The organism is Methylobacterium sp. 10 (genome assembly GCF_000519085.1).
In the GTDB taxonomy this organism is placed as follows: domain Bacteria; phylum Pseudomonadota; class Alphaproteobacteria; order Rhizobiales; family Beijerinckiaceae; genus Methylobacterium.
In genome coordinates, this window is record NZ_KI912577.1 from 47,789 (window position 1) to 69,993 (window position 22,205).

The 22,205-nt window shown below is 69.5% G+C and carries 17 protein-coding genes and 1 pseudogene; 6 read left to right on the top strand and 12 right to left on the bottom strand.

What is annotated here, in order from left to right; translation table 11 throughout:
• Positions 1 to 80: 80 nt before the first annotated feature.
• From K368_RS0100250 to tsaD, 5 genes are read right to left on the bottom strand one after another with little or no spacing between them, the layout of a single operon-like run.
• The gene (locus tag K368_RS0100250; protein WP_027170632.1) at positions 81 to 497 is read right to left on the bottom strand and encodes an EVE domain-containing protein; all 417 of its coding nucleotides are present in this window, start codon (positions 495 to 497) and stop codon (positions 81 to 83) included.
• Between the two features lie 50 nt (positions 498 to 547).
• Positions 548 to 1,012 carry an opioid growth factor receptor-related protein gene (locus K368_RS0100255; protein ID WP_027170633.1) on the bottom strand — a complete coding sequence of 155 codons (465 nt, stop codon included), beginning with the start codon at positions 1,010 to 1,012 and terminating at the stop codon, positions 548 to 550.
• A complete protein-coding gene (locus K368_RS0100260; RefSeq protein WP_027170634.1) occupies positions 1,009 to 1,998 on the bottom strand; it encodes an NAD(P)H-dependent glycerol-3-phosphate dehydrogenase in 990 nt (329 codons plus the stop codon). The genes K368_RS0100255 and K368_RS0100260 overlap by 4 nt, the downstream gene beginning before the upstream one ends.
• Positions 1,995 to 2,900 carry a GNAT family N-acetyltransferase gene (locus K368_RS0100265; RefSeq protein WP_027170635.1) on the bottom strand — a complete coding sequence of 302 codons (906 nt, stop codon included), beginning with the start codon at positions 2,898 to 2,900 and terminating at the stop codon, positions 1,995 to 1,997. The genes K368_RS0100260 and K368_RS0100265 overlap by 4 nt, the downstream gene beginning before the upstream one ends.
• A gap of 19 nt (positions 2,901 to 2,919) precedes the next feature.
• Positions 2,920 to 3,963: a tRNA (adenosine(37)-N6)-threonylcarbamoyltransferase complex transferase subunit TsaD gene (gene tsaD, locus K368_RS0100270; protein WP_027170636.1), complete on the bottom strand. Its 1,044-nt coding sequence runs from the start codon at positions 3,961 to 3,963 to the stop codon at positions 2,920 to 2,922.
• A 203-nt stretch (positions 3,964 to 4,166) separates the two neighbouring features.
• Here tsaD and K368_RS0100275 point away from each other — a divergent pair, with 203 nt between their 5' ends.
• From K368_RS0100275 to K368_RS0100295, 4 genes are all read left to right on the top strand, one after another.
• Positions 4,167 to 4,910, top strand: coding sequence for a uroporphyrinogen-III synthase (locus tag K368_RS0100275; protein ID WP_051439983.1), 744 nt, complete (start codon positions 4,167 to 4,169; stop codon positions 4,908 to 4,910).
• A 102-nt stretch (positions 4,911 to 5,012) separates the two neighbouring features.
• A complete protein-coding gene (locus tag K368_RS0100280) occupies positions 5,013 to 7,235 on the top strand; it encodes a hypothetical protein (protein WP_051439701.1) in 2,223 nt (740 codons plus the stop codon).
• Positions 7,236 to 7,373: 138 nt separating this feature from the next.
• Positions 7,374 to 8,954 (top strand): heme biosynthesis HemY N-terminal domain-containing protein, encoded by a 1,581-nt coding sequence (locus K368_RS0100290; protein WP_027170639.1) that lies wholly within the window; start codon positions 7,374 to 7,376, stop codon positions 8,952 to 8,954.
• A gap of 107 nt (positions 8,955 to 9,061) precedes the next feature.
• Positions 9,062 to 10,195 (top strand): DUF2336 domain-containing protein, encoded by a 1,134-nt coding sequence (locus K368_RS0100295; RefSeq protein ID WP_027170640.1) that lies wholly within the window; start codon positions 9,062 to 9,064, stop codon positions 10,193 to 10,195.
• 24 nt (positions 10,196 to 10,219) lie between these two features.
• On the opposite strand, the gene K368_RS0100300 is transcribed toward K368_RS0100295, so the two are convergent.
• From K368_RS0100300 to K368_RS27210, 3 genes and pseudogenes are all read right to left on the bottom strand, one after another.
• Complete coding sequence (locus tag K368_RS0100300) at positions 10,220 to 10,561, bottom strand: DUF1491 family protein (RefSeq protein WP_027170641.1); 342 nt, start codon at positions 10,559 to 10,561, stop codon at positions 10,220 to 10,222.
• A 67-nt stretch (positions 10,562 to 10,628) separates the two neighbouring features.
• The gene (locus K368_RS23625) at positions 10,629 to 11,768 is read right to left on the bottom strand and encodes a diguanylate cyclase (RefSeq protein ID WP_051439702.1); all 1,140 of its coding nucleotides are present in this window, start codon (positions 11,766 to 11,768) and stop codon (positions 10,629 to 10,631) included.
• A gap of 303 nt (positions 11,769 to 12,071) precedes the next feature.
• Positions 12,072 to 12,209, bottom strand: a pseudogene (locus tag K368_RS27210) (IS5/IS1182 family transposase); the annotation flags it as partial.
• A 276-nt stretch (positions 12,210 to 12,485) separates the two neighbouring features.
• Between K368_RS27210 and K368_RS0100320 the strand changes: the two are divergent.
• The gene (locus K368_RS0100320) at positions 12,486 to 14,519 is read left to right on the top strand and encodes a YgiQ family radical SAM protein (protein WP_027170643.1); all 2,034 of its coding nucleotides are present in this window, start codon (positions 12,486 to 12,488) and stop codon (positions 14,517 to 14,519) included.
• Positions 14,520 to 14,786: 267 nt separating this feature from the next.
• Here K368_RS0100320 and K368_RS0100325 read toward each other — a convergent pair whose 3' ends face one another.
• Positions 14,787 to 15,536 carry a peptidoglycan-binding domain-containing protein gene (locus tag K368_RS0100325; protein WP_027170644.1) on the bottom strand — a complete coding sequence of 250 codons (750 nt, stop codon included), beginning with the start codon at positions 15,534 to 15,536 and terminating at the stop codon, positions 14,787 to 14,789.
• A gap of 161 nt (positions 15,537 to 15,697) precedes the next feature.
• Complete coding sequence (locus K368_RS0100330; protein ID WP_155934962.1) at positions 15,698 to 17,575, bottom strand: PAS domain-containing sensor histidine kinase; 1,878 nt, start codon at positions 17,573 to 17,575, stop codon at positions 15,698 to 15,700.
• Between the two features lie 408 nt (positions 17,576 to 17,983).
• On the opposite strand from K368_RS0100330, the gene K368_RS0100335 reads away from it, so the two are divergent.
• Positions 17,984 to 18,265: a hypothetical protein gene (locus K368_RS0100335; RefSeq protein WP_027170646.1), complete on the top strand. Its 282-nt coding sequence runs from the start codon at positions 17,984 to 17,986 to the stop codon at positions 18,263 to 18,265.
• A 28-nt stretch (positions 18,266 to 18,293) separates the two neighbouring features.
• Here the strand turns inward: K368_RS0100335 and glgX are convergent, their stop codons facing one another.
• Positions 18,294 to 20,393, bottom strand: a complete 2,100-nt coding sequence (glgX, locus tag K368_RS0100340; RefSeq protein WP_027170647.1) for a glycogen debranching protein GlgX — start codon at positions 20,391 to 20,393, stop codon at positions 18,294 to 18,296.
• Positions 20,394 to 20,554: 161 nt separating this feature from the next.
• Entirely contained in the window at positions 20,555 to 21,976 is a 1,422-nt protein-coding gene (locus K368_RS0100345) for a trehalose-6-phosphate synthase (RefSeq protein ID WP_026175661.1), read from the bottom strand.
• Positions 21,977 to 22,205: the final 229 nt, after the last annotated feature.

Here is a 22,205-nt window from a genome sequence, read left to right on the forward strand (position 1 = left end):
CTGACGCTGCGCGGGGGGCCATGCTGCCCCCCGGATCGGGTTCCGGTCCGCTGAACCCGTCCGGGGAAGCGGAGCGCGACTTACGCCAGCCCACCCATCTCCCGCACGACCCCCCATTCCTCCTCCGTCACCGGCTGCACCGACAGGCGGGAATTGTTGGCGAGCACCATCGCGTTCAGGCGGGGCTCGGCCTTGATCGCCTCCAGGGTCACGGGGCGCGCCAGCGGCTCGACGGCCCGCAGATCGACCATGCCGAACCGGCCGGTGGGGTCGGTGTCGTCCGGGTAGTAGGGGCGGATCACCTCGACGATCCCCACCACCGCCTTGCCCTCGTTGGAATGGTAGAAGAACCCGCGCTCGCCCACCTGCATCGCCATGAGGTTGAGCTTGGCCACGTGGTTGCGCACCCCGTTCCAGGGCGTGCCGTGCTCCCCCGCCTCGACCTGCTGGTCCCAGGACCAGGTCTTGGGTTCGGATTTGTAGAGCCAGTACGCCATCGGTCGCCTTTTCGATCGTCGCGACTTCTTAGCGCGGGAAAGCGTGGCCGTCAGGCGTCGCGGAGGGCCGATCCCCAGTAGCGCAGGCTGTCCTGGTTGATGGGCGAGCCGGCTTGCGCGTTGCGCGCGGTCACGAAGGCGTGGAACGCTTGCGCCTCGGCCGGACCGAGAAGGCTGCGGATCGCGGTGAGGATCCGTGTGATGCGCAGGTGGTTGTGGTCGTAGGGGCGCAGCCAGCCGTCGGTGCGGGTATAGAACAGCCGCATGCGCTCAAGCGCCGAACGCAGGCCTGCTCGCGCGGACTCGTCGGCCCGGATCGCTTCGGCCTCGCCGCGCCCGAGGACCGGGGCGCCCGGTACCGCCCGGCTCGCCTCCGGCAGCGGAAAGCACCACTGGATGTAGTCGTGCACGCCCTCGATCCGCGCATCGTCGAAGGCGAGGATGTCAGCGAGGCTGCGCCGCGCGCCATCACGGCCGGTGCCGGCGAGGAAGGCGTGGATCGGCCCCATGCTCATTCGGCTTCCCTCTTGAGAGGACGGGCGAGGAGGCCCGCCACCACGGCGTCGACGCTGGCCTCCCCGGAGACGATGGCGGCCACGGCCTCGGCCACCGGCATCTCCACCGCGTTGCGGCGCGCCAGGGCGATGAGGGCGGCGGCGGTGAAGGCGCCCTCCGCGAGCTTGCCGCCGGCCGCCTCCTCCGGACTGGCCCCGGCGCCGAGGCGCTGGCCGAAGGCGAAGTTGCGCGATTGCGGCGAGGAGGCGGTGAGCACGAGGTCGCCGAGGCCGGACAACCCCATCAGCGTCTCGGGCCGCCCGCCATAGGCGCGGGCAAAGCGCATGAGCTCGGCAAAAGCCCGCGCGATGAGGGCGGCGCGGGCGCTCTCGCCGAGGCCGCGTCCCGCGACGATGCCGGAAGCGATGGCGAGGACGTTCTTGCCCGCCCCGCCGATCTCGACGCCGCGCACGTCGTCGGTGTGGTAGACGCGCAGGGCCGGGCCGGACAGGGCGGCGGCGAGGCGGCCGGCGAGGGCGCCATCCTCCGCCGCCAGGGTGACGGCTGTGGGCAGGTTGCGGGCGACATCCGCCGCGAAGCTCGGTCCTGATAGGACGGCGATGGGCGCGCCGGGCATCGCCTCGGCGGCGACCGAGCTCATGAAGGCGTCGCTGCCCCGCTCGATCCCCTTGGCACAGAGCACGATGGCCGCATCCGGATCGAGGGACGGGCGCAGATTGTCCAGAACGCTCCGAAGGGTCTGGGCCGGCGTCACCAGCAGGACGATGCCCGCCCCGGCGAGATCCCCGGATTCGCCGGTGGCGCGGATGCCGTCGTGCAGCGTCACGCCGGGCAGGTAGCGGGCATTCTCGCGGGTGGCCTGAAGCCGCGCGGCGGCCTCCCCGTCGCGCAGCCACAGGGTCACGGGCCGCCCCGTGGCCGCCGCCGCGTTGGCCAGCGCCGTTCCCCAGGCGCCGCCGCCCACCACCGCAATCCGGTCGGTCATGATCGATGATCCTCTGGCGCCTGGCCCGCCTCGGCGAACGACCCGTCCGCCGCCAGGCGATAGAGCACGTGCGGCTGGAGACGGTGGTCCGCCGGCAGGGCGGGATGGAGGAATTCCTCGGAGAAGGCCATGCCGAGCCGTTCCATGACCTTCCTGGACGGAATGTTGCTAGCGGCCGTGAAGGCCACCACCGCCGGCACGCCGCAGCGCGCGTACAGGTCGGCGAGGGCGAGCCGCGCGGCTTTCGTGGCGAGGCCGCGCCCCCAGGCGGAGCGGGCGAGGCGCCAGCCGATCTCAACCGTCGAGCCGGCTGTCTCCCCGCCCGCGAACGGCATCGGCCGGATCAACCGCATGGCGCCGACGAAGCCGACGAAGCCTTCCCCCGGCACCTCCACCGCCCAGGGCCCGAACCCGTCGGATTCGAAGCGCCGGTCGATGGCGCGCGCCTCGATCAGGCTCTCGCCCCGGTTCTTGGTGGAGGGGAAATGCCGCATCACCTCGGGATCGGCGTTGAGTTCGGCGAAGGGCGCGTCATCGGCCCGGAGCCAGCGCCGGAGGACGAAGCCCTGCCCGGTGAGCGAGGCGGGGGTGGAGATCGGCACGGCGCGCCGGACCTTGCCGCGCCAGGCGAGGGAGCGCCGGTTGAGGAACGCGAGATCGGCCTTGGCGGCCAGCACCGCCTCACCGAGGTCGATGGCGAAGGCCAGTCGTTCGGGCGGCATGTTGGCCCAGGCCGGCGGGGCCACGCTCTCGCGCCAGGGGCCGCCGCAGGCATTGTCGAGGAGGATGCGCGCGAAGCAATGATCGAGGCGCACCGGCCAGTCCGGCCGGGCACGGGCCGCCTGGGGCAGGCGCCGGTCGACGAGGTCTCGCCAGTTCCGTTGCAGCGTCCCAAGCGGCAGGGTTCCGGGTAGACGACTCTCAGGCAACGGCCGCCGCCTCGGCGAAGGGCCAGCGGGCGCGGGCGGGGGCGGTGAGATCGTCCACGAGGCCGAGGCGCAAGCGTTCGATTCCCGCCCAGGCGATCATCGCGCCGTTATCGCCGCAGAGGGACAGGGGCGGCGCCACGAAGGCGAGCCCGGCCTCGTTGGCCTGGGTCGTCAGCGCACGCCGGATCGCGCCGTTGGCGGCGACCCCGCCGGCGGCGACGAGGGCGGTCGGATGGCCCGCCATGGCGCCGAACTCACGCAGGGCGACGCGGACCCGGTCCACCACCACATCCACCACCGCCGCCTGGAAACTGGCGCAGAGATCGGCGACGTCGGCGCCGGAGAGCGGGGTCAGCCGCTCGGCCTCGATCCGCAAGGCGGTCTTCAGGCCGGAGAGGGAGAAGTTCGGCTCACGGCGGCCGAGCATCGGACGCGGCAGGGCGAAGCGCTCGGGATTGCCGGTCTCGGCCATGCGCTCCACCTCGGGTCCGCCCGGATAGCCGAGGCCCAGGAGCTTGGCCACCTTGTCGAACGCCTCCCCGATGGCATCGTCCACGGTGGTGCCGAGGCGGACGTAATCGCCGACGCCCTTCACCGCCACGAGCTGGGTGTGGCCGCCGGAGGCGAGGAGCAGCAGGTAGGGAAAGCCGATGCCGTCGGTGAGCCGGGCCGTCAGGGCATGCGCCTCCAGGTGGTTCACCGCGATGAGGGGCTTTCGCGCCACCAGCGACAGGGTCTTGGCGGTGACGAGGCCGATCAGCACCCCGCCGATCAGGCCCGGCCCCGCCGCCACCGCGATGCCGTCCACCTGCGACAGTTTCATCCCGGCGGTGTCGAGGGCGCGGACCACGAGCCGGTCGAGGACCTCCACATGGGCGCGGGCCGCGATCTCGGGCACGACGCCGCCATAGGCCGCGTGTTCGGCGATCTGGCTCAGCACTTCGTTGGAGAGGATGCGGCCGCGCCCATCCTCGCCCGGCATGACGATCGAGGCGGCCGTCTCGTCGCAGGTCGTTTCGATGCCGAGGACGTTCATGACGATGCTTTGGATTTGACGGAGACAGGGTTTCCCACCCTAGCCGGGCATGGCGCCCGAGGGCAACGACGGCCGGGGGAAGCGATGGACGTGCCCCGGTCACGGCGCGTCATCGACGCGGCGTCTTTCGGAAACGGCTTGCCATTGGTCCGTCGAGGCTTGCCATTGGCCCGTCGAGGAGCGAATCCGGGGCGATGGTGGCGATGCGGATATGGATCGCGCGGCCCGAGCCGGGGGCCACGCGCACGGCCGGGCGGCTCGCCGCTTTGGGCCACGAGCCTCTGGTGGCGCCGGTCCTCGTGGTCGAGGCGACCGGCACGTCCCTGCCGTCAGGCCCATTCGACGGCATCCTCGTCACCAGCGCGAACGCGCTTCGGCAAGCCTCGCACTGGCGGGGGATACACCACGTCCCCGTCTTCGCGGTGGGCACGCGGACGGCGGCATCGGCACGCGAATGCGGCTTCGTCTCGGTAACGACGGCGGAGGGAAACGCCGCCGATCTCGTCGGCCTCGTGGGCCGGGAGGTCTCGCCGGGAGCCTCGCTGCTGCATCTGGCGGGTGAGGACCGTAAGGCGGAACCGGCGGCATCCCTGACCGGAGCGGGCTTCCCTGTGACGACCCATATCGCCTATGGCGCGCGACCGGTGGCCTCGCTGCCCGCCGTCGTGGCGACGGCGCTCGGGCCGCCTTCCACGCTGACAGGCGTGCTGCACTACTCACGAAGAAGCGCGGCGACGGCTTGCGAACTCGCCAGGGAGGCAGGATATGGCGGAGCTTTCGCGGCGCTCAGGCATTACTGCTTGTCGGCGGACGTGGCTTTCCCCCTGGCCCAGGCCGGGATCGCCTCTCATTTCGTCGCGGAACAGGCCAACGAGGAGTCACTTCTCGCAGGTCTGACATCAGGTTTCCGACAAGCGGTCTCGCCGAGGCCGCGGCCTCGGTGTTAGGACGAACGCATACGCTGTGACCGCAGGTCGGCAAACGGAGCGCGACACGCGCCAGGATTGCGGCATGCGGCAGACGAAAGTCGGGAAGGGAGCAAGACGCCCGTGAATCCATCCAACAGCGACGGAAAAGGTCCGGGAACTTCGACGGGGCCGAACGGCCCCAAGCCTGAAGCAGGCAAGCCCGAGGCAGGCAGGCCCGGCTCCACGAATCTCGGGAGCACGAATCTCGGTGGCACGCCCCCCGGCGCGACGAGTACCGGGGCGGTCAAGCCGTCGACGCAGCCTTCGGCTTCGCCGTCTCAGCCGGCCAAGACCGACCTCCCGAAGCCCGCGGTTCCGCCGGTTTCGACGGCTCCCAAGCCTCCGGAAAGCAAGCCTCCCGAAGGCAAGCCCCTGGAAGGAAAACCGGGCGACGCGAAGCCCGATGCCGCCAAGGCGGCCACCCCCCTGACCGAGCCCATGAAATCCGATCCGCCCAGACCGACGGCATCGACCTTCGACGCCGGCAAGACCGGTGATCTCAAGTCCGAGCCCGGCAAGACCGAGCCGTCGAAGTCCGAGCCCCCCAAGGCCGCCGGTTCGGGCTCTGCGAGTGCGAACCCGACAGGGACTAACCCTTCTTCCATGAGGACGGACCCGCCGAAGACCGGTGCATCCGGCAGCGGGGCTCAGTCCATGCCGTCGAAGGCTGCTCTCACCGATGGGCCGATCATCGATCTGAAGGCCAAGCGGGTTCCCGATCCGACCGAGGCCACGAAGGCCGGCTCTGCGTCGAGCGCGACGAAGCCGTCCGGCTCCGGCACCTTCACCACGAGCTCTGACAAGGCCCCCTCCCCGTCGGATGCCAAGCCCGCCGGCTCCGACGCCAAGCCCGCCGGCCTCGATACCAAGCCCGCCGGTTCGACGACGCCCAAGATCGGACCGGCCGTCGCCGCGACCGAGCCCAAGCGCGGCGGCGCCGGCTTCGGCTCGGTGGCTGCGGCCGGGCTCCTCGGCGGCGTCATCGGCGCGGGCCTGCTCTTTGCCGTCGAGCGGTCCGGTGCCCTGGGCATCGGTGACGACGGGCGCATCGCGGCCCTCGACCAGAAGATCGCGACGCTCGCGCCAAAGGATGCCCTCGCCGCCCTCGACAAGCGCATCGGCGCGAACGAGGCCGTTCTGAAGCCCCTGCCGGAGGCTATCCGCTCGGCAGATGCGGCCGCCAAGGACGCCCTGCAGAAGGCGGGGGCCATCTCGGCGAGCCCGTCAACGGATGGGTCCGCCCCCGCGGCAGCCCTGCCGCAGGATCTCGTCGCCCGCCTCGACGGGCTCGACCAGCGCGTGGCCGCTCTCCAGGAGGAGCCCGGCCGCGACCAGTCCGGCAACGCCGCTCTCACCGCCCTCTCGCCCCAGGCGCTGTCCGGCCTCGACGACCGGTTGAAGGCCGTCGAGGGCAAGGTGGAGAACGCGGCCAAGCCTGCGCCGGACGAGACCCTGGCCAGTCAGGTCACCGCTTTGAAGGGTGACCTCGAGAAAAGGACCAAGGCGAGTTCGGAGGCGGACGAGGCCCTGACCCAGAAGCTCGCAAGCTTGCAGCAAACCCTCGAAGCGCGGGTGAAGGCGGCGACGGAGGCAGTCCAGGCGGCCACGCAGGCGAGCCAGCAGGCGGTCGACGCCAACAAGACGCAGGCGGCGGAAGCCTCGAAGGGAGTGGAGCGGCTCCTCCAGGCGCAATCCGACAAGATCGCCGGCCTCGACAAGGCCGTGGCCACCCGCGCGGAGGCCTCCACCGTCCAGGCCGCCATGCGGGTCGTCGCGGCCGATCGCATCGTCGGCGCGCTGAACACCGGCTCACCCTATGCGGATGCGCTGGCGGCCCTGCGCAGCTCCGAGCCGGGCGATCCGGCGCGGCTCAGCGCGGTCGCGGCCTTCGCCGACAAGGGTGCCCCGACGGCGAGGGGGCTGGCGGCCGAGTTCCGTCCCATCGCCGAGCGGATCGCCGCGAGTCGCAAGGCGGCGCAGGCTAAATCCGTGGCCGAGACCGGCGACATCAAGCAGCGCTTGATGAGCATGGCCGAATCCATCGTCCAGGTCCGCAAGGTCGACGCTCCCGCCGCCCCCGGCGAGGCCGCGGCCGAGGACGCGGTACCGAAGGTACAGGACGCCCTGGATCGCGGCGCCATCGCCGAGGCGGCCAAGGCGTTCGCCGGCCTGCCGGAGGATGTACGCGCACAGTCCGGCGAGTTCGGCACCAAGCTCGCCTCGCGCGCCGCGGCGGGTGACGCCGCGCAGGCGCTGCTGGCGGATGCGTTCAAGGCGCTGCCCTCCACCGGCACCGCCCGATGAGGATCGCCCCTCCGGCTCCGCCGTCCGGAATGCCGGACGAGGCCAACTCGATCATCATCTGCGGGCGCGGCGCGCCCGCCTTTCCCGATACGCGCGTCCCCTCCCGGGCCGACGCCACCTTCCGGAGTTCGTGATCCCATGTGGCGCGCCCTCGCCTTCCTAGCCCTTCTCGCCATCGCCGCCTTCGGGGCGACGTGGATCGCCGACCGCCCCGGCACGGTCACCATCGTCTGGAACGGCTACGAGCTCGCCACCAGCCTCGCCATCGCCCTGATCGGCGTCTTCATCGCCGCCATCGTCATCGGCTTCATCTGGGCCATCGTGCGGGGCATCATCACCCTGCCCGAGACCCTGGTCCGCGGCTCCAAGGAGCGGCGACGGGCCAAGGGCTTCTCGGCCCTCTCTCGCGGCATGGTCGCGGTCGGCTCGGGCGATCCCCTGGCGGCGCGGCGCCATGCCAGCGATGCCGAGCGCCTGCTCGGCGCCGAGCCCCTGGCACTGCTGCTGAAGGCGCAGGCCGCACAGATCTCCGGCGACCGCGAGGCGGCCGAAGACGCGTTCCAGCGCATGGCCAACGATCCCGAGACGCGGGTGCTGGGCCTGCGTGGCCTCTTCGTCGAGGCGCGCCGCCGCGAGGACGACGTGGCGGCCCGCGCCTATGCAGCCGAGGCCGCACGCCTCGCCCCCAGCGTCACCTGGGCCAACGAGGCCATGCTCGAAGCGCAATGCGCAGACGGCGATTGGAGCGGTGCCGTCCAGACGGTGGAGCGCCGCGCCTCCCTCGGCCTCATCGAGAAGGGGCTCGCCCGCCGCCAGCGCGCCGTGCTCCTCACCGCCGCCGCCCAGACCCGCGAAGCGGGCGAGCCCGAGGCGGCGACGCAGCGCGCTCTCGATGCGGTCAAGCTGGCGCCGGACCTCGTCCCCGCCGCCTGCGTCGCCGGGCGCCTCCTGGCTCGGCGCGGCGACCTGAAGAAGGCCGCCAAGATCGTCGAGGCGGCCTGGCGCGCCAATCCCCATCCGGATCTCGCCAAGGTCTATCTCGGCCTGCGCGTCGGCGATTCCGTGCGCGACCGTCTGGCCAGGGCCGAAAACCTGGCCCGGATCTCCACCTGGCATCCCGAAGCCCGTCTCGCCCTGGCGCAGGCGGCCCTGGAGGCGCAGGAATTCGGCAAGGCGCGCGAGGCCCTTGCGCCTCTCCTGGCAGACCGCCCGACGGTGCGCGCCTGCCTCGCCATGGCGAAGGTCGAGGAAGCCGAGCACGGCGCCGGCTCCGGCCGGGCGCGCGAATGGCTGGCCCGCGCCGCCCATGCCCCGCGCGATCCGATGTGGATCGCCGACGGGGTCGCCTCCGAGCGCTGGGCGCCGGTCTCGCCGGTCACCGGCCATCTCGACGCCTTCGTCTGGAAGGCACCGACCGAGCTGCTTGAAGGCCCGTCCGGCAACGATGTGACCGGCGACCTCGACGACAGGGACGACCGCAACCAGCCGGCCCTCGCGACCTCGATTCCGGGCACGGAGATGCCGGCCCCGGTGACGACGCCCGCAGCCGCGCCGGCAAAGCCCACCGAACCCGTCACCGTGAACGGGGCGACGATGGTATCGAAGCCCTCGGCTCCCGTGACCGGGCCGATGGCCACGGGGGCTGCGACGCCGGTGGTGTTTCCGCCGCCGAAGGGGTCCGATGCCGCGCCCGAGTCCAAGGCCCGGCTCGTCGGCTGATCCCGCAATGGGGCAAGAAGGGCGGCGCCGCGGCGGCGCCCTTTAAAGGTCGGTTCACGCAAGCTCGCTAAAGCTGTGTCCAGCGAGTTCTGCGTAAACGAAGTGCCATGTCCCCATCTCTCGACGATGCGCCGGACTTCTCCGGCCTGATCGAACTGTCGCGTCTCGGTGACCTCGATCTGAAACCTGTCATCCTCCGGGTGCAGACCGATCTGTTCCTCACCGCCTCGGTGCGGGACCGGAAGACGGTGGAGGCGTTCGAATCCCTCGCCGGCGGTCTGATCCCCACCGTCGACGACGAGACCGCCGAGATCGTGGCACGCAAGCTGGCGCCCTTCCCCGCGACACCGCAATCCGTGCTCGCGGCGCTTGCCGCGCGAGGCGGTGAGATCAGGGATCTCATCATCGCGCAGGCGCCGGACCTCTCGGCCCGCGTGATCGAAGCCGCCCTCTCCGACGGCTCCGACATCGCCGCCGCCATCGCCCGCAGGGCCGATCTGAGCCGCAGCCTCATCGAGGAAATGGCCTCGCGCGACGTGGCCGCCATCGATCTCGCCCTGGCCGAGAACTGGCAGCTCGCCCTTCAGGGCTCCACGGTCGCCCTCCTCGTCGGCCGCGCGCGGACGAAGCCCGATCTGGCCCAGGCGCTTCTCGCCCGCCCCGACCTCGCGCCGGGGGATCTGGCGCCGCTGTTCCTCTTCGCCGACGAAGAACTGCGCGAGGCGATCGGCCGGGCGGCGGGCTCGCGCGCAGCCCTTCGGCCGTCGCCTCCCGTGCCGCGCGAGGCGGGCGCCGTCCTCACCGGCTTTTCGGGCCGAAACGACGTCGCCGGCTTCGTCGCGGCCCTCGCCGAGATGCTCGGCCTGCAGCGCAACTTCCTCGCGGCGACACCGGACCCGAGCCAGCGCTACGAACTCCTCACCCTCGCCCTTCGCGCGGCCGGGCTGCACGAGGAGGAGGCGGTGTATGTCTTCCTCACCCTCAACGAGACCGTGGCGCGTTCGGTGGACCGGGTCTACGACCTGGTGAAACTCTTCCGCACCATCCCGCGCGGCGCGGCCCGCGACCTTCTCAGCGCGGTCCTCGACAAGCCGCTGCCCGAGCGGCTCAACGGCGGCAGCGCCCACCAGCCCTACACCGCACCCGATGCGGCCCGCCCGCGCATGCCGCCGGCCGCTACCGAACGGGCCCCGCTTCGCCCTGCCCTCCCCGGCCGGGTGCGGCAATCGGCTTCGAACTGAGCATCCGCCGGGTCGCGACCCGTCCTATTCGGCGAGATCGAGGTGGTGGCGGCCCGCACGGTCGTCGATCTCGATGATCCAGAGATCGTCGTCGAAGCGCAGTTCCCGGCCGAGGCGGAGCTCGACATCGGGCGGCGAGGCTTCGCTCATCACCTGGACGAAGCTGCGATCGGCCCCATCCCCGGTATCGACGAGGGATTGCGGGGCCGGACCATAGAGATCGGCCCGGCCGTCCAGGCGATCGACCTTCACGAAGATCGCGCCCGCCTCGGGCGAACCGCGCCGACGCTGCACGGCGTCGATCCCCTCGACGGCGAGGCGGCGGAGATGGGCCGAGACCCAGAAATCGGAGCGCAGGCGAGGCATGGCCCGCCTATAGCACCGAAGCCGTGGCACGGGGACCGGCCTGAAGGAGGGCCGACAGAGAAGGCACTCAGAACCGAAAGGTATTCCGGCCGGCGGCTTTGGCCCGATAAAGCGCTCGGTCGGCTGCAGACAGCAGGATGTCCGCAGATGTGCCATCGCACGGCGCGCGGGCGATGCCGACGCTCAGGCCGACGCGGAACTCCTGGCCGCCATAAGGGATCGGCACGCCGACCGCGGATACGAGGCGCTGGGCCAACTCGGGCAGTTCCGGTTCACCGGCTGTCAGGATGGCCGTGAACTCGTCACCTCCGAGGCGGGCAACGAAATCGCATTGCCTCAACTCAGCGCGCAGACGGGCCGCACAAACCTTCAGAACGCTGTCACCGGCCGCATGCCCCATCGTGTCGTTGATGCCCTTGAAGTTGTCGAGGTCCATGTAGAAGAGCGCAACGCTTTCGCCGATGCGGCTCGAGCGGTCGAGCGCGGCCTGAAGGCGTTGGCTGAACTGCGACCGATTGGGCAAGCCCGTCAGAGGATCGAAGGACGCAAGCTGTTCCAGCCGCTCTTCCAGCAGCTTGCGCCGCCCGACGTCGCGAACCGAGACGACGTAGCCGTTCGGCGCCTGCGTATCAGGATCGCGGCTCAAGCGTAGGGATGCTTCCATCCAGACCCACGCGCCGTTCTTGTGCTGGAGACGCAGTTCGATGACGGCGACCTCGATGTCACCGTTTCGCACGCTCTGCATGAACCGCCGGAAGTTCGGGATATCGTCCGGGTGGGCAATATCGATCGCCTTGCGTCCCACGAGTTCTTCCGGCTCGTATCCGAGCAGCGCCCGGATGGAGGGTGAGACGTAGAGGCGGACACCGTCGAGATTGCCGCGAATGATCGTATCGGTGGACATTTCCGCGAGGTGACGAAACTCCGCCTCCCGCTCCGTGGCCCCGCGCACGGCACGGGCCAGATCGTAGATTTGCCCGGCCATGGCGGCGAGGTCGGTAAGGAGCCTGATTTTCTCGGCCGAGCCGGCTTGCGGACGGGTATCCAGCACGGACAGCCGGCCGATCTGATCTGGACCGAACGGGGCGCTCGCAAAAAAGCCGATGTCGGCGTTGCTGGCCGGCAGCCATCCGGTAAAGGCCGGGTCGGTTCGGGTGTCGCCGCACCAGAGCGCGGGCCAGTCCCAATCGGGCCGTCCATCGGCCATCTCAGCCGCATTCCTCAGTTGGGGGCCTGCGTCGGAACCAAGATCCGTCCAGGTCCGGGACTCTCCACGAAGACAAACGGAGGCGGCCGCTGCATGGAAGAGCGCCCGCGCGATCCGACAGCATTCCGAGAATTCAGGTTCCGGCAGGATCGGCCTTGCAAGGCCGCCGATCGATCCCACCTTTTCGTGTCGCGTCATACCGAGGATGCCGATCCCTGCGTGACCGATGCTCTGTCAACACCAAATTGGTTAATATGCAATGATAGGACAAGGTTCGCGTCAGTAGATCGGGTCTACATTCAATCAGCACCAGAAGATGATGATGGCGGCGAGCGCGAGGGCGAAGGCATCGTTGCCCGTCAGATTGTCGTACCGGCTGGCAAGCCGACGGATGTCGCTGATGCGGAAGAAGGTGGCCTCGACGCGCCGAGGTTCGCGGTAGCAAGACATGCCTTGGCAGCACTTGTCTTATCTCATATCGTCATTCACATCGCGCTTGCTGAACATCGTTCTCATAGTGTCAATTTTCGAAAGATGAGCACGCAGCCAATCGGTGTGACAAGCCTTGTCAGCGGCTGAGGTGGTTGATCCCGGACCGTGCCGGTTTTCGGCTTCCAGTGCGAACTGAAAGCCAATCTCATCCGCTCCGATGCGGTCGCGGCTCCCGGCCTCCTCGCTCTCGTTGAGCTCTGAGCCTCGGCGGTCTATGCACGGCCCATGGACCTCCAAGCTTCCGCGAGTCGATCCCTGGCTCCCATCGCCTGCAAGCTGCCGCTTTACGGGAAGGCGGCGCCGTTCCTGCCCATGAGCCGCGCCGAGATGGACGCACTCGGGTGGGATGCCTGCGACATCGTCCTGGTGACGGGCGACGCCTATGTCGATCATCCGAGCTTCGGCATGGCCATCATCGGCCGGCTGCTCGAATCGCAGGGATTCCGGGTCGGCATCATCGCCCAGCCCGACTGGCACTCGGCGGAGCCGTTCAAGGCCTTGGGCAGGCCGAGGCTGTTCTTCGGTGTCACCGGCGGCAATCTCGATTCGATGGTGAACCGCTACACGGCGGACCGTCGCCTGCGAAGCGACGACGCCTACACGGCGGGCGGGGAAGGCGGCGCCCGCCCGGACCGCTGCACCATCGTCTACACGCAGCGCTGCCGCGAGGCCTACAAGGACGTGCCGATCATCCTCGGCGGCATCGAGGCGTCGCTGCGCCGCATCGCCCATTACGATTACTGGTCCGACAAGGTGCGCCGCTCGATCCTGGCGGACGCGAAGGCCGATCTCCTCCTCTACGGCAATGCCGAGCGCGCCGTGGTCGAGGTGGCGAACCGCCTCGCGGCCGGCGCGGCGCCGCACGAGCTCGACTCGGTCCGGGGCGTGGCCCTGTTCCGCCGCGTGCCGGAGCACTACACCGAGCTGCCCGCCGACGATCTCGATTCGGCCGACGAGGCCGCCAGCCGCCGCCCCGGCGAAACCGTGATCCGGCTCCCGGCCTACGACGAGGTCAAGGACGACAAGGAGGCCTATGCCCGCGCCTCGCGGGTGCTTCACCGGGAGGCCAATCCCGGCAATGCCCGCCCCCTCGTCCAGCGCCACGGCGACCGCGACCTGTGGCTGAACCCGCCGCCGATCCCGCTCTCCAGCGAGGAGATGGATTCGGTCTACGACCTGCCCTATGCCCGCGCCCCCCATCCGTCCTACGGCGACGCGAAGATCCCCGCCTGGGACATGATCAAGTTCTCGGTGACGATCATGCGCGGCTGCTTTGGCGGCTGCACCTTCTGCTCCATCACCGAGCACGAGGGCCGCGTCATTCAGAACCGCTCGGAGGCCTCGATCCTGCGCGAGATCGAGCTGATCCGCGACAAGACCCCGGGCTTCACCGGGGTGATCTCGGATGTCGGCGGGCCGACGGCGAACATGTACCGGATGGCCTGCAAGGACCCGAAGATCGAGGCGGCGTGCCGGCTGCCGTCCTGCGTCTTCCCGGACATCTGCCCGAACCTGAACACCTCGCACGACGACCTGATCCGGCTCTATCGCAAGGTCCGCGAGGTGGAGGGCGTCAAGAAGGTGATGGTCGCCTCCGGCGTGCGCTACGATCTGGCGGTCCGAAGCCCCGAATACGTCGAGGAACTCGTGACCCATCACGTCGGTGGCCGTCTCAAGATCGCGCCCGAGCACACCGAGCGCGGCCCCCTCGACCTGATGATGAAGCCGGGAATCGGCACCTACGACCGCTTCAAGGAGATGTTCGACGCCGCCGCCAAGAAAGCCGGCAAGAAGTACTACCTGATTCCGTATTTCATCGCGGCGCATCCTGGCACGACCGACGAGGACATGATGAACCTCGCCGTCTGGCTCAAGAAGAACGACTATCGCGCCGATCAGGTCCAGACGTTCCTGCCCTCGCCCATGGCGACGGCCACGACCATGTATCACACCGAGATCAACCCGTTGCAGGGCGTGCGGCGCGGCGGCAGCGAGCCGGTCGACGCGATCAAGGGGATGCGGCAGCGAAGGCTGCACAAGGCGTTCCTGCGCTACCACGACCCCGAGAACTGGCCCCTGCTGCGCGAGGCGCTGCGGGCGATGGGCCGGGCGGATCTCATCGGGCCGAGGCCGGACCAGCTCATTCCGTTCTCGCAGCCGCCGGGAACGGGCTCGGGCAAGGCGGGAGGCCAGCCGCGACCCATGCGCCATCCGGGCGCGCCGCGTTTCACCACCAAGGGCGTGCCGCTGAGGAAGTGACGGGCTCGCCCGTGCGATAGCCAGATGCTTTGAAAGGCTTTCGGGGTTCTGCGCGCTGAGGCGGACGAACGGGAACACCACCCTTCGCGGGGCTACGGCATTCGTACATCTCATGGGATCCGCGGGTCCCCTCTCCTGGAAGGAGAGGGAGTCCGTCGCGCTTCACGTCGAACCCTTCTGGATAGGGGGAGCCAGCATCGACCAGATGCGTAAATCCAGTAGCCTCGCGGAGACCGCGAGCGGGTTCCGAACGCGGGATGCCTCGCGCTACCCCTTGGTCGAACCGGCGCGCGAGGCGAGTTCGCGCAAGGTGCGGCCGGCGGCGACGCCCTTCACCGGCAGCTTGCGGTCGCGCTCGAACTTCTCGATGGCCGCCCGTGTTCCGGGGCCGAGGACGCCGTCGGCGACGAGCGGTCCGTATCCGAGTTTCACCAGGGCCCGCTGCGCCTGCGCCACGGCCTGGTCGGGTTTCGGTGTCACCGAAGCCGTGGTCTCCCCGGCCTTGATGATGTCGGCGATGACGTCGCGCTTGGTGGACGGGGCGGCCGAAGCGGGCTTGGCCGCCGGTCTGGCCGCCTCGGTCGCTGGTGCGGCCTTGGGCTCGGGAGCGGCCTTGGGCTCGGGAGCGGTCTCTACCTTCGGCGCCTCGATCCTGCGCGGCGGGGCCTCCGCGACCTTCACCGGCTCGGGTGACGGGCCGGCCGTGGTCTTGGCGGCGGTGCCCTTGCCGAGGGTGGGGAAGAGCGGCGCCGGATGGCGGCCTCCCTGGTAGCCCAGCGCATTCATGGCCACGGCCGCCACCGCGCCAATGGCGACCACCGAGCCGAGAACCTCCCCCGGCCTGCGCAGGCAGAGCCGGCCAAAGCTGCCGATGGCCGAGGCCACGCCGCGAAGCCAGCCGAAGGCGGGCCGGCGCGCGAGGGTGGAGGCGGGTTTCCGGCGCGGAGCGGCATTCGGCGCGGCCCTGGTCGGAACGACGATCTCGCGCTGGTCGCGCTTCGGCAGCGGTTCGCGCATGGTCTATCCTCTCGAACGCGGAAGACGGCCCGACGAGTCGAGCCGACAACGGAAGACCGGCTCCGGCGAAACGCCGCGCCGGTACGGGCCGCGCGCACCGCGTCCGGGCCGTCGAAGCCGGGACGAGGTGCGCGTCGGGGTGCGGTGATCGGATGAGGTACTCATCCCGCGCGCTGCATCGGAATGTAGCGTTCTCTCACCGCCTCGGGCGCGGGGTCGAACAGACCCATGGGCCGGCGCACCGGGACCACCGTCCCCTCCGGCACCGGCAGGGGCGCCGAGCGACGAATGCCGGTCCGGATCAGGGCCGGGGGAGCGGTGCTCGATCCGCGCCGGCAATCGATGGGCAGCGTCACGGTCACGCTGGTGCCCTGGCGTTCGGCGCTCTCGATGGAGATGCTGCCGCCATGGAGGCCGACGAGCCCCTGCACCACCGAGAGACCGAGTCCGGTTCCCTCATGCGTCCGGTCGTATCCGCTGCCGGCCTGGAAGAACGGCGCACCGATCCGGGGCAGGTCGTCGGCGCCGATGCCGATTCCCGTATCCGCCACCACGATGTCGAGATGCGACGCGCTCCGCCGGAACGAGACCTCGATCCGCCCGCCCGGCGCGGTGAATTTCACCGCGTTGGACAGGAGGTTGATGAGCACCTGGCGGCAGGCGCGCGGGTCCGCATTGATCTCGATACCCGGCGCTTCGTTGCCGCGCACGAGGGTGATCCCGCCCTGATCGGCCCGCAGCTGCATCAGGTCGCAGCAGGTCCGCACGAGGGAGCCGACATTCATCGTCTCGGGGACGTAATCGAAATTCCCGCTCTGGATCCGCGACATGTCGAGGAGCGCGTTCACCACGTCGAGGAGATGGCGCCCGGAGCTACCGATGATCTCGGCATATTCGCGGCTGCGCTCGGGGCCGAGGGTCATGGAGCTCTGGCCGGCGAGGACTTCCGAGAAGCCGATGATGGCGTTGAGCGGCGTGCGCAGCTCATGGCTGACCGTGGCGAGGAAGCGGCTCTTCAGATCGTCGGCGCGTTCGGCCTCGGCGCGCGCGCGCTCCAGCTCCTCCGCGTGGCGACGATGCTCGCTGACGTCGCGGGTCACGGCGACCACGCTCGACCCCTCGACCCCGGACAGGGTGCCGGCGATGCGGTGGGCCCGCATCTCGGCGAAGATCACCCGCGGCTCGCCTTCGGCGCGCAGGGCCGCCGGGTCGAGATGCAGGCGGAACTGGACGGTCGCCGGCATACCGCTGGCGGCCACGTCGCTGATCGTCTGCAGAAGGGCGGGACGGTCTCCCACATGGACGCGGTCGAGGAGCCCGTATCCGCGCAGGCGAACGGACTCGACGCCGACGAAGCGGGCCGAGGAGGCGCTGGCTTCGATGATGCGACCGTTCCGGTCGTGCCAGGTGACGAGGTCGTCGATGGCCGAGAGCAGCATGCGGTCGCGCATCTCGTTGTCGCGCATCCGGGCGAGCCAGCGGCCCTCGTGGCGCAGATGCTCCATGGCCTGGGCGGCCACGTGACCGATGGCGGTGATGGCGAAGACCGGCATCGCCAGGGACCGGGACAGGTCGAGAAGAGGCAGCGAGAGGGAGCCGTGCGGCAGGAACGCAACGACGAGGGCGCCGATCATCGCGATGATGGCGGCGGCCAGCGTCGCCCGGCGCGAGCCGGACACGACGGCCTCGAGGGGGATCGCCACCAGCCAGATCGCGGCGGCGGAGTTCACGCCGCCCGACATCAGGGCGAGGCAGACCACGAGGCCGGTGAGACCCGCCGACGAGATCGCATGGGCGACCCACAGGATTCCCGTCCGCGACAGGAACACGGCGGCGAAGACCGGCAGCATCAGGCTGGCGATGGCGAGGACTTCGAGGCCGGAGGGGACGCCGCGCCAGAGCAGGTAGGGCGGCAGGGCGGCCATCATCACGATCCCGGTGGCGAGGCGAGACACCAGGAACCGCTCGTGCCGGAACCGCACGGCATCGTCTTCGACCACCGACTCGTGGACGAGCCCGGCGAGCCGGAGATCGATCATGGAAGCCAGGCCGCTGTAGATACGCAATACGCACACGCACAGCGCGAAGTGCCGTACTGGCCGCTTCGTCGCCCCTTGCTGGACTTGGACCCGAGTTCGACTTGAACTCGACTGATGCCAAACCTCGCAGACCCGACTTAAGCGAGTGTTGCGCAGACCCGACCGATTGTTCGCGGATGCTTTCCGGTCCGTAACCGGACCTGTTCGGTGCAAGGTTCCTTTCGGGTCACATCGCCCGCTATCCACAGGGCCGGGCACGACATGCCGGTTCGCAGGGGCATGGCGGCAAAGCCGCGTTCACCATGGTTCTCGATATCCGAGGGCGCGTGAGAAGGGCTTTACGTTCTGCGCCGACGCTCGGTCGCAATGGGCCGCTCACGGCCGGCACCGAACCAACCCGGGACTTCCATGTCGTTCCTTATTCGCGCCTGCCTGGCGATCGGCGTGCTCTCCTACCTCGCCGCCCATCGCGACGATCCGGCCCTCGCGGCGCGCCCGTCGGCGCCGTCCCTCGAGCAAACCGCGTCGGTCGCCTGGGAAGCATTGCCCCGCGAGGCGCGCGACAGGGCGCTGAGCCAGGGTGCCGACGCCCTGGTCCGGCAGGTGGCGGGGTCGGTCGGCGGCACGTCGCGCGATACCCTGGCGGAGACCGATCGTCGTCCGGCATGGCGCGGCGTGGACGAACGCTGATCCCCGCCCTCGTGAGACGAACGGGGGTTCAGATCTCGTAGGACGCGGCCTGTCTCGCGCGCAGGACGTAGAGAGAACGCGGATCGAGGCGCAGGCGCGCATTGGGGGGAAACAGCGCCTGTCCGGCCTGGACGGTGCCCGTCGGCCGGGTGGTGTCGAAGACGATCATCCATGGCCCGCCGACGACCGGGGCAAGGGTGAAATCGATCGGCTCGTCGGCGGCGTTGATGAGGATCAGCAGGCGGTCCGCGCTCGGCAGGTCGTTGCCGATCTGCATGCCGAAGGCTTGCCGGTATCCGTCGCTCCAAGCCTCGTCGTCCATTTCCGCGCCGCAGGGCGAGAGCCAATGGACGTCGCGCAGGGGTCCGTCGCCGATGATCGCACCGGTGAGGAAAGTCAGGCGGCGCAGGGCCGGCTGTTCCCGGCGCAGGCGGGTCAGGTTGGCGATGAAGGCCGTAAGCCCGGGATCGGGATCAATCTCCCAATCGACCCAATTGACCGCGTTGTCCTGCGCATAGGCATTGTTGTTGCCGTTCTGGCTGCGCGACCGCTCGTCCCCGGCGAGGAGCATCGGGACGCCCTGGGCCAGCAGCGTCGTCGCCAGGAGGTTGCGTTTCTGCCGTGCCCGCACGGCCAGGATCGCGGAATCGTCCGTCGGGCCCTCGACGCCGTAATTGCGAGAGAGGTTGTGGCCGTGGCCGTCGCGGTTGTTCTCGCCGTTGGCGTGGTTGTGCTTCTCCTCGTAGGCCACGACGTCGGCCAGGGTGTAGCCGTCGTGGCTCGCCACGTAGTTGATGCTGGCGAGCGGCGAGCGGCCGGAGCCGGAGAAGATCTCCCGCGAGCCCGACAGGACCTGCGTGAGCTTCGGCAGGACGCCGTGGTCGCCCCGCCAGAAGCCGCGGACGCTGTCCCGGAACTGGTCGTTCCACTCGGCCCAGCCGCGCGGATAGGCGCCGAGCTGGTAGCCGCCCATGCCGATATCCCACGGTTCCGCGATCATCTTGGCGCGGGACAGGATCGGATCCTGTGCGATGGCCTGGAAGAAGGCGGCCTTGGGCGCAAAATCGTGCGGTGTGCGGCCGAGGCTGGTGGCGAGATCGAAGCGGAACCCCGCGACGCCGTAGGCGGTCACCCAGTGCCGCAGGGAATCGAGGACAAGCTGCATGACCCTCGGATGGTCGAGGTCCAGGGTGTTGCCGCACCCGGTGCAGTCGATCTCCTGCCGCCGGTTCTCCGGGTTGAGCTTGTAATAGCTGGCATTGTCGATGCCGCGGAACGACACGGTCGGTCCGGTATGATCGGCCTCGCAGGTATGGTTGTAGACGACATCGAGAATGACCTCGATCTCGGCCGCGGCGAGTTCGCGGATCGCCGCCTTGAGGCCGCCGGTCCCGGCCGCTCCGAGATAGCGCGGCTCCGGCGCGAAATAGCCCAGCGGCGAGTAGCCCCAGAAGTTGACGAGCCCCTTCTCCACCAGGAACCGGTCATCGGCGAAGGCCTGGATCGGGAGGAGCTCGATCGCCGTCACGCCGAGCTTCAACAGGTGCTCGATGATCGCCGGATGGGCCAGGGCGGCGTAGGTGCCGCGCTCGGCTTCGGGGATGGCGGGGTGAAGCTGCGTCAGCGCCTTGACGTGGGCCTCGTAGATCACCGTCTGGCCCAGGGGCTTGCGGATGGGATTGAGCGCGAGCTCGGGCAGGTCGGGCGCCGTCACCACCCCGCGCGGCATGAAGGTCGCGCTGTCGCGCCGGTCGATCTGGTCCTCCCGCTGGAGGCCGCGACGGTGCCCGTACAGGGAATCGTGCCAGCGGATGCGGCCCTGGATCTCGCGCGCATACGGGTCGAGCACCAGCTTGGCCGGGTTGAAGCGATGCCCGTTGGCGGGCTCCCACGGTCCGTGGACCCGGTAGCCGTAGAGCTGCCCGGGAAACACGCCGCGCAGGTAACCGTGCCAGACATCGTCGGTGCGGCAGGGCAGCGGGACGACACGGCTCTCATGGCGCTCGCCCGGCTCAAACAGGCACAGGTCCACGCCGGTGGCATTCTCCGAGAACAGCGCGAAATTGACACCCCGGCCGTCGAAATGCGCCCCGAGAGGCTCGGGCACGCCATCGTCGATGCCGATCATGGATGTCTTTCGCAGGTGCATCGGCTCGGCGAACGCGAGCCGGGTCTCGGAACGGGGTTACGCAAGAACGATACCCCGGTACCCCGCCCGCCGCCTATCCCCGGCAACCGGCCGAGGGAGACAATAAGGCTCGCGCTGTCGTACCGATGAGGAGGTCGCCGCTACTCGGCGGCGGCGGCCGCGCGGGGCGGCTCGCGCTCGATGGTCCGGAAATTCTCCAGGTCGGTGAGGAAATTGCGCGCCCACCAATCCACGTCTTCGCGTGTCATGCGATCGACCATGGGCTTCCAGCGCTCGATCCGCTCCCCGCGCGGCATGTAGAGTGCCGTGCGGATCGCTTCCGCCACCTCGAACCGGTCGTAGGGGTTGACCAGCAGAGCCTCGGGCAATTGCCGGGACGCGCCTGCGAATTTCGACAGAACGAGAACGCCCGGATCGTCAGCCGTCTGGGCGACGATGTATTCCTTCGCCACCAGATTCATGCCGTCGCGCATGGGCGTCACCAGGCCGACGCGGGCGGCGCGATAGAGACCCGCCAGGACGGGGCGCGGATAGGCCTTCGTCACATACTGGATCGGCGTCCAGTTGGGCTCACCGAGCGCGCCGTTAATCTCGCCGACGGTCTCGTTCACCTCGCGGCTGAGCTCCTCGTATTCCGGAACCTCGGTGCGGGATTTCGGCGTGATCTGCAGATAGACGACGTTGCCGCGCTGGTCGGGGTTCGAGGCGAAGAAGCGGTCCACCGCCTCCATGCGCTCGGGCACGCCCTTGGAATAATCGAGCCGGTCGACGCCGATGAGGAGCTTGCGGGTGCGAAGGCCCGCCATGGTCTCGCGGACGGTCTTGTTCGCACCGGCATTCTCCGCCGCCTCCTTGAACCCGGCCACATCGATGCCGATCGGGAAGCTGCGGATGCGGGTCCGGCGGCCGTCCACCATCAGCGAGCCGCCGCCGAGGGGGATCGCCCGCAACTCGTCGATGAGGTTGCGGGAGAGGTTGTGGACGTCCGGATCGGTCTGAAGGCCGATCAGGTCGTAATCGGCGATGCCGCGCAGGAGGTCGTTGCTGGCCGGCAGCGTGTTGAACACGTCCGCGGCGGGCCAGGGGATGTGATGGAAATAGCCGATGGGGTTGGCGATGCCCAGACCGCGCAGCTCCGAGGCCAGGGGCAGCAGGTGATAATCGTGGACCCAGATGATGTCGTCCGGCTCGATCAGCTTGGCGAGCGCCCGCGCGAAGATGCGGTTGACGCGCTGGTAGCCGGCATAATCCGAGCGGGAGAATGCCCCGAGGCCGAGACGGTAATGCATGATCGGCCAGAGGGCGCGATTGGCAAAGCCGCTGTAATACTCGCGGTGGTCTTGGGGTGAGAGATCGACCACAGCGTATTGCACACGGCCGCGATCGATGAGCTCGGGCTCCTCGGACGGATCCTCGACGACTTTGCCGCTCCACCCGAACCACAAGCCTTCATAGGACGTGAAGGCCTCCTTGACGGCGACCGCCAAGCCCCCTGCGGCAACGGATTTTCCGCTGTCCTCGGGGATGGCCACACGGTTCGATACGATGACAAGGCGTGCCACTCAGCGGGCTCCGGTCCTCAGCGTGCAGCGCACCCAAGGCACGCCGGACAAGACATTCCGATGTTCAACGCGCGTAACGCGACCGTGATCCGTCCGATACAGCCGCGTCTGTTCATATTCCGTCAGCCAACCTAACCGACCGCATCGTCCACGGCCAGGGCAGGGCGAGACGAATGTCGGTTCCGTAGTGGATCACGCGGCCCGTCCCCCGCCCGACGATGCCGCTTCA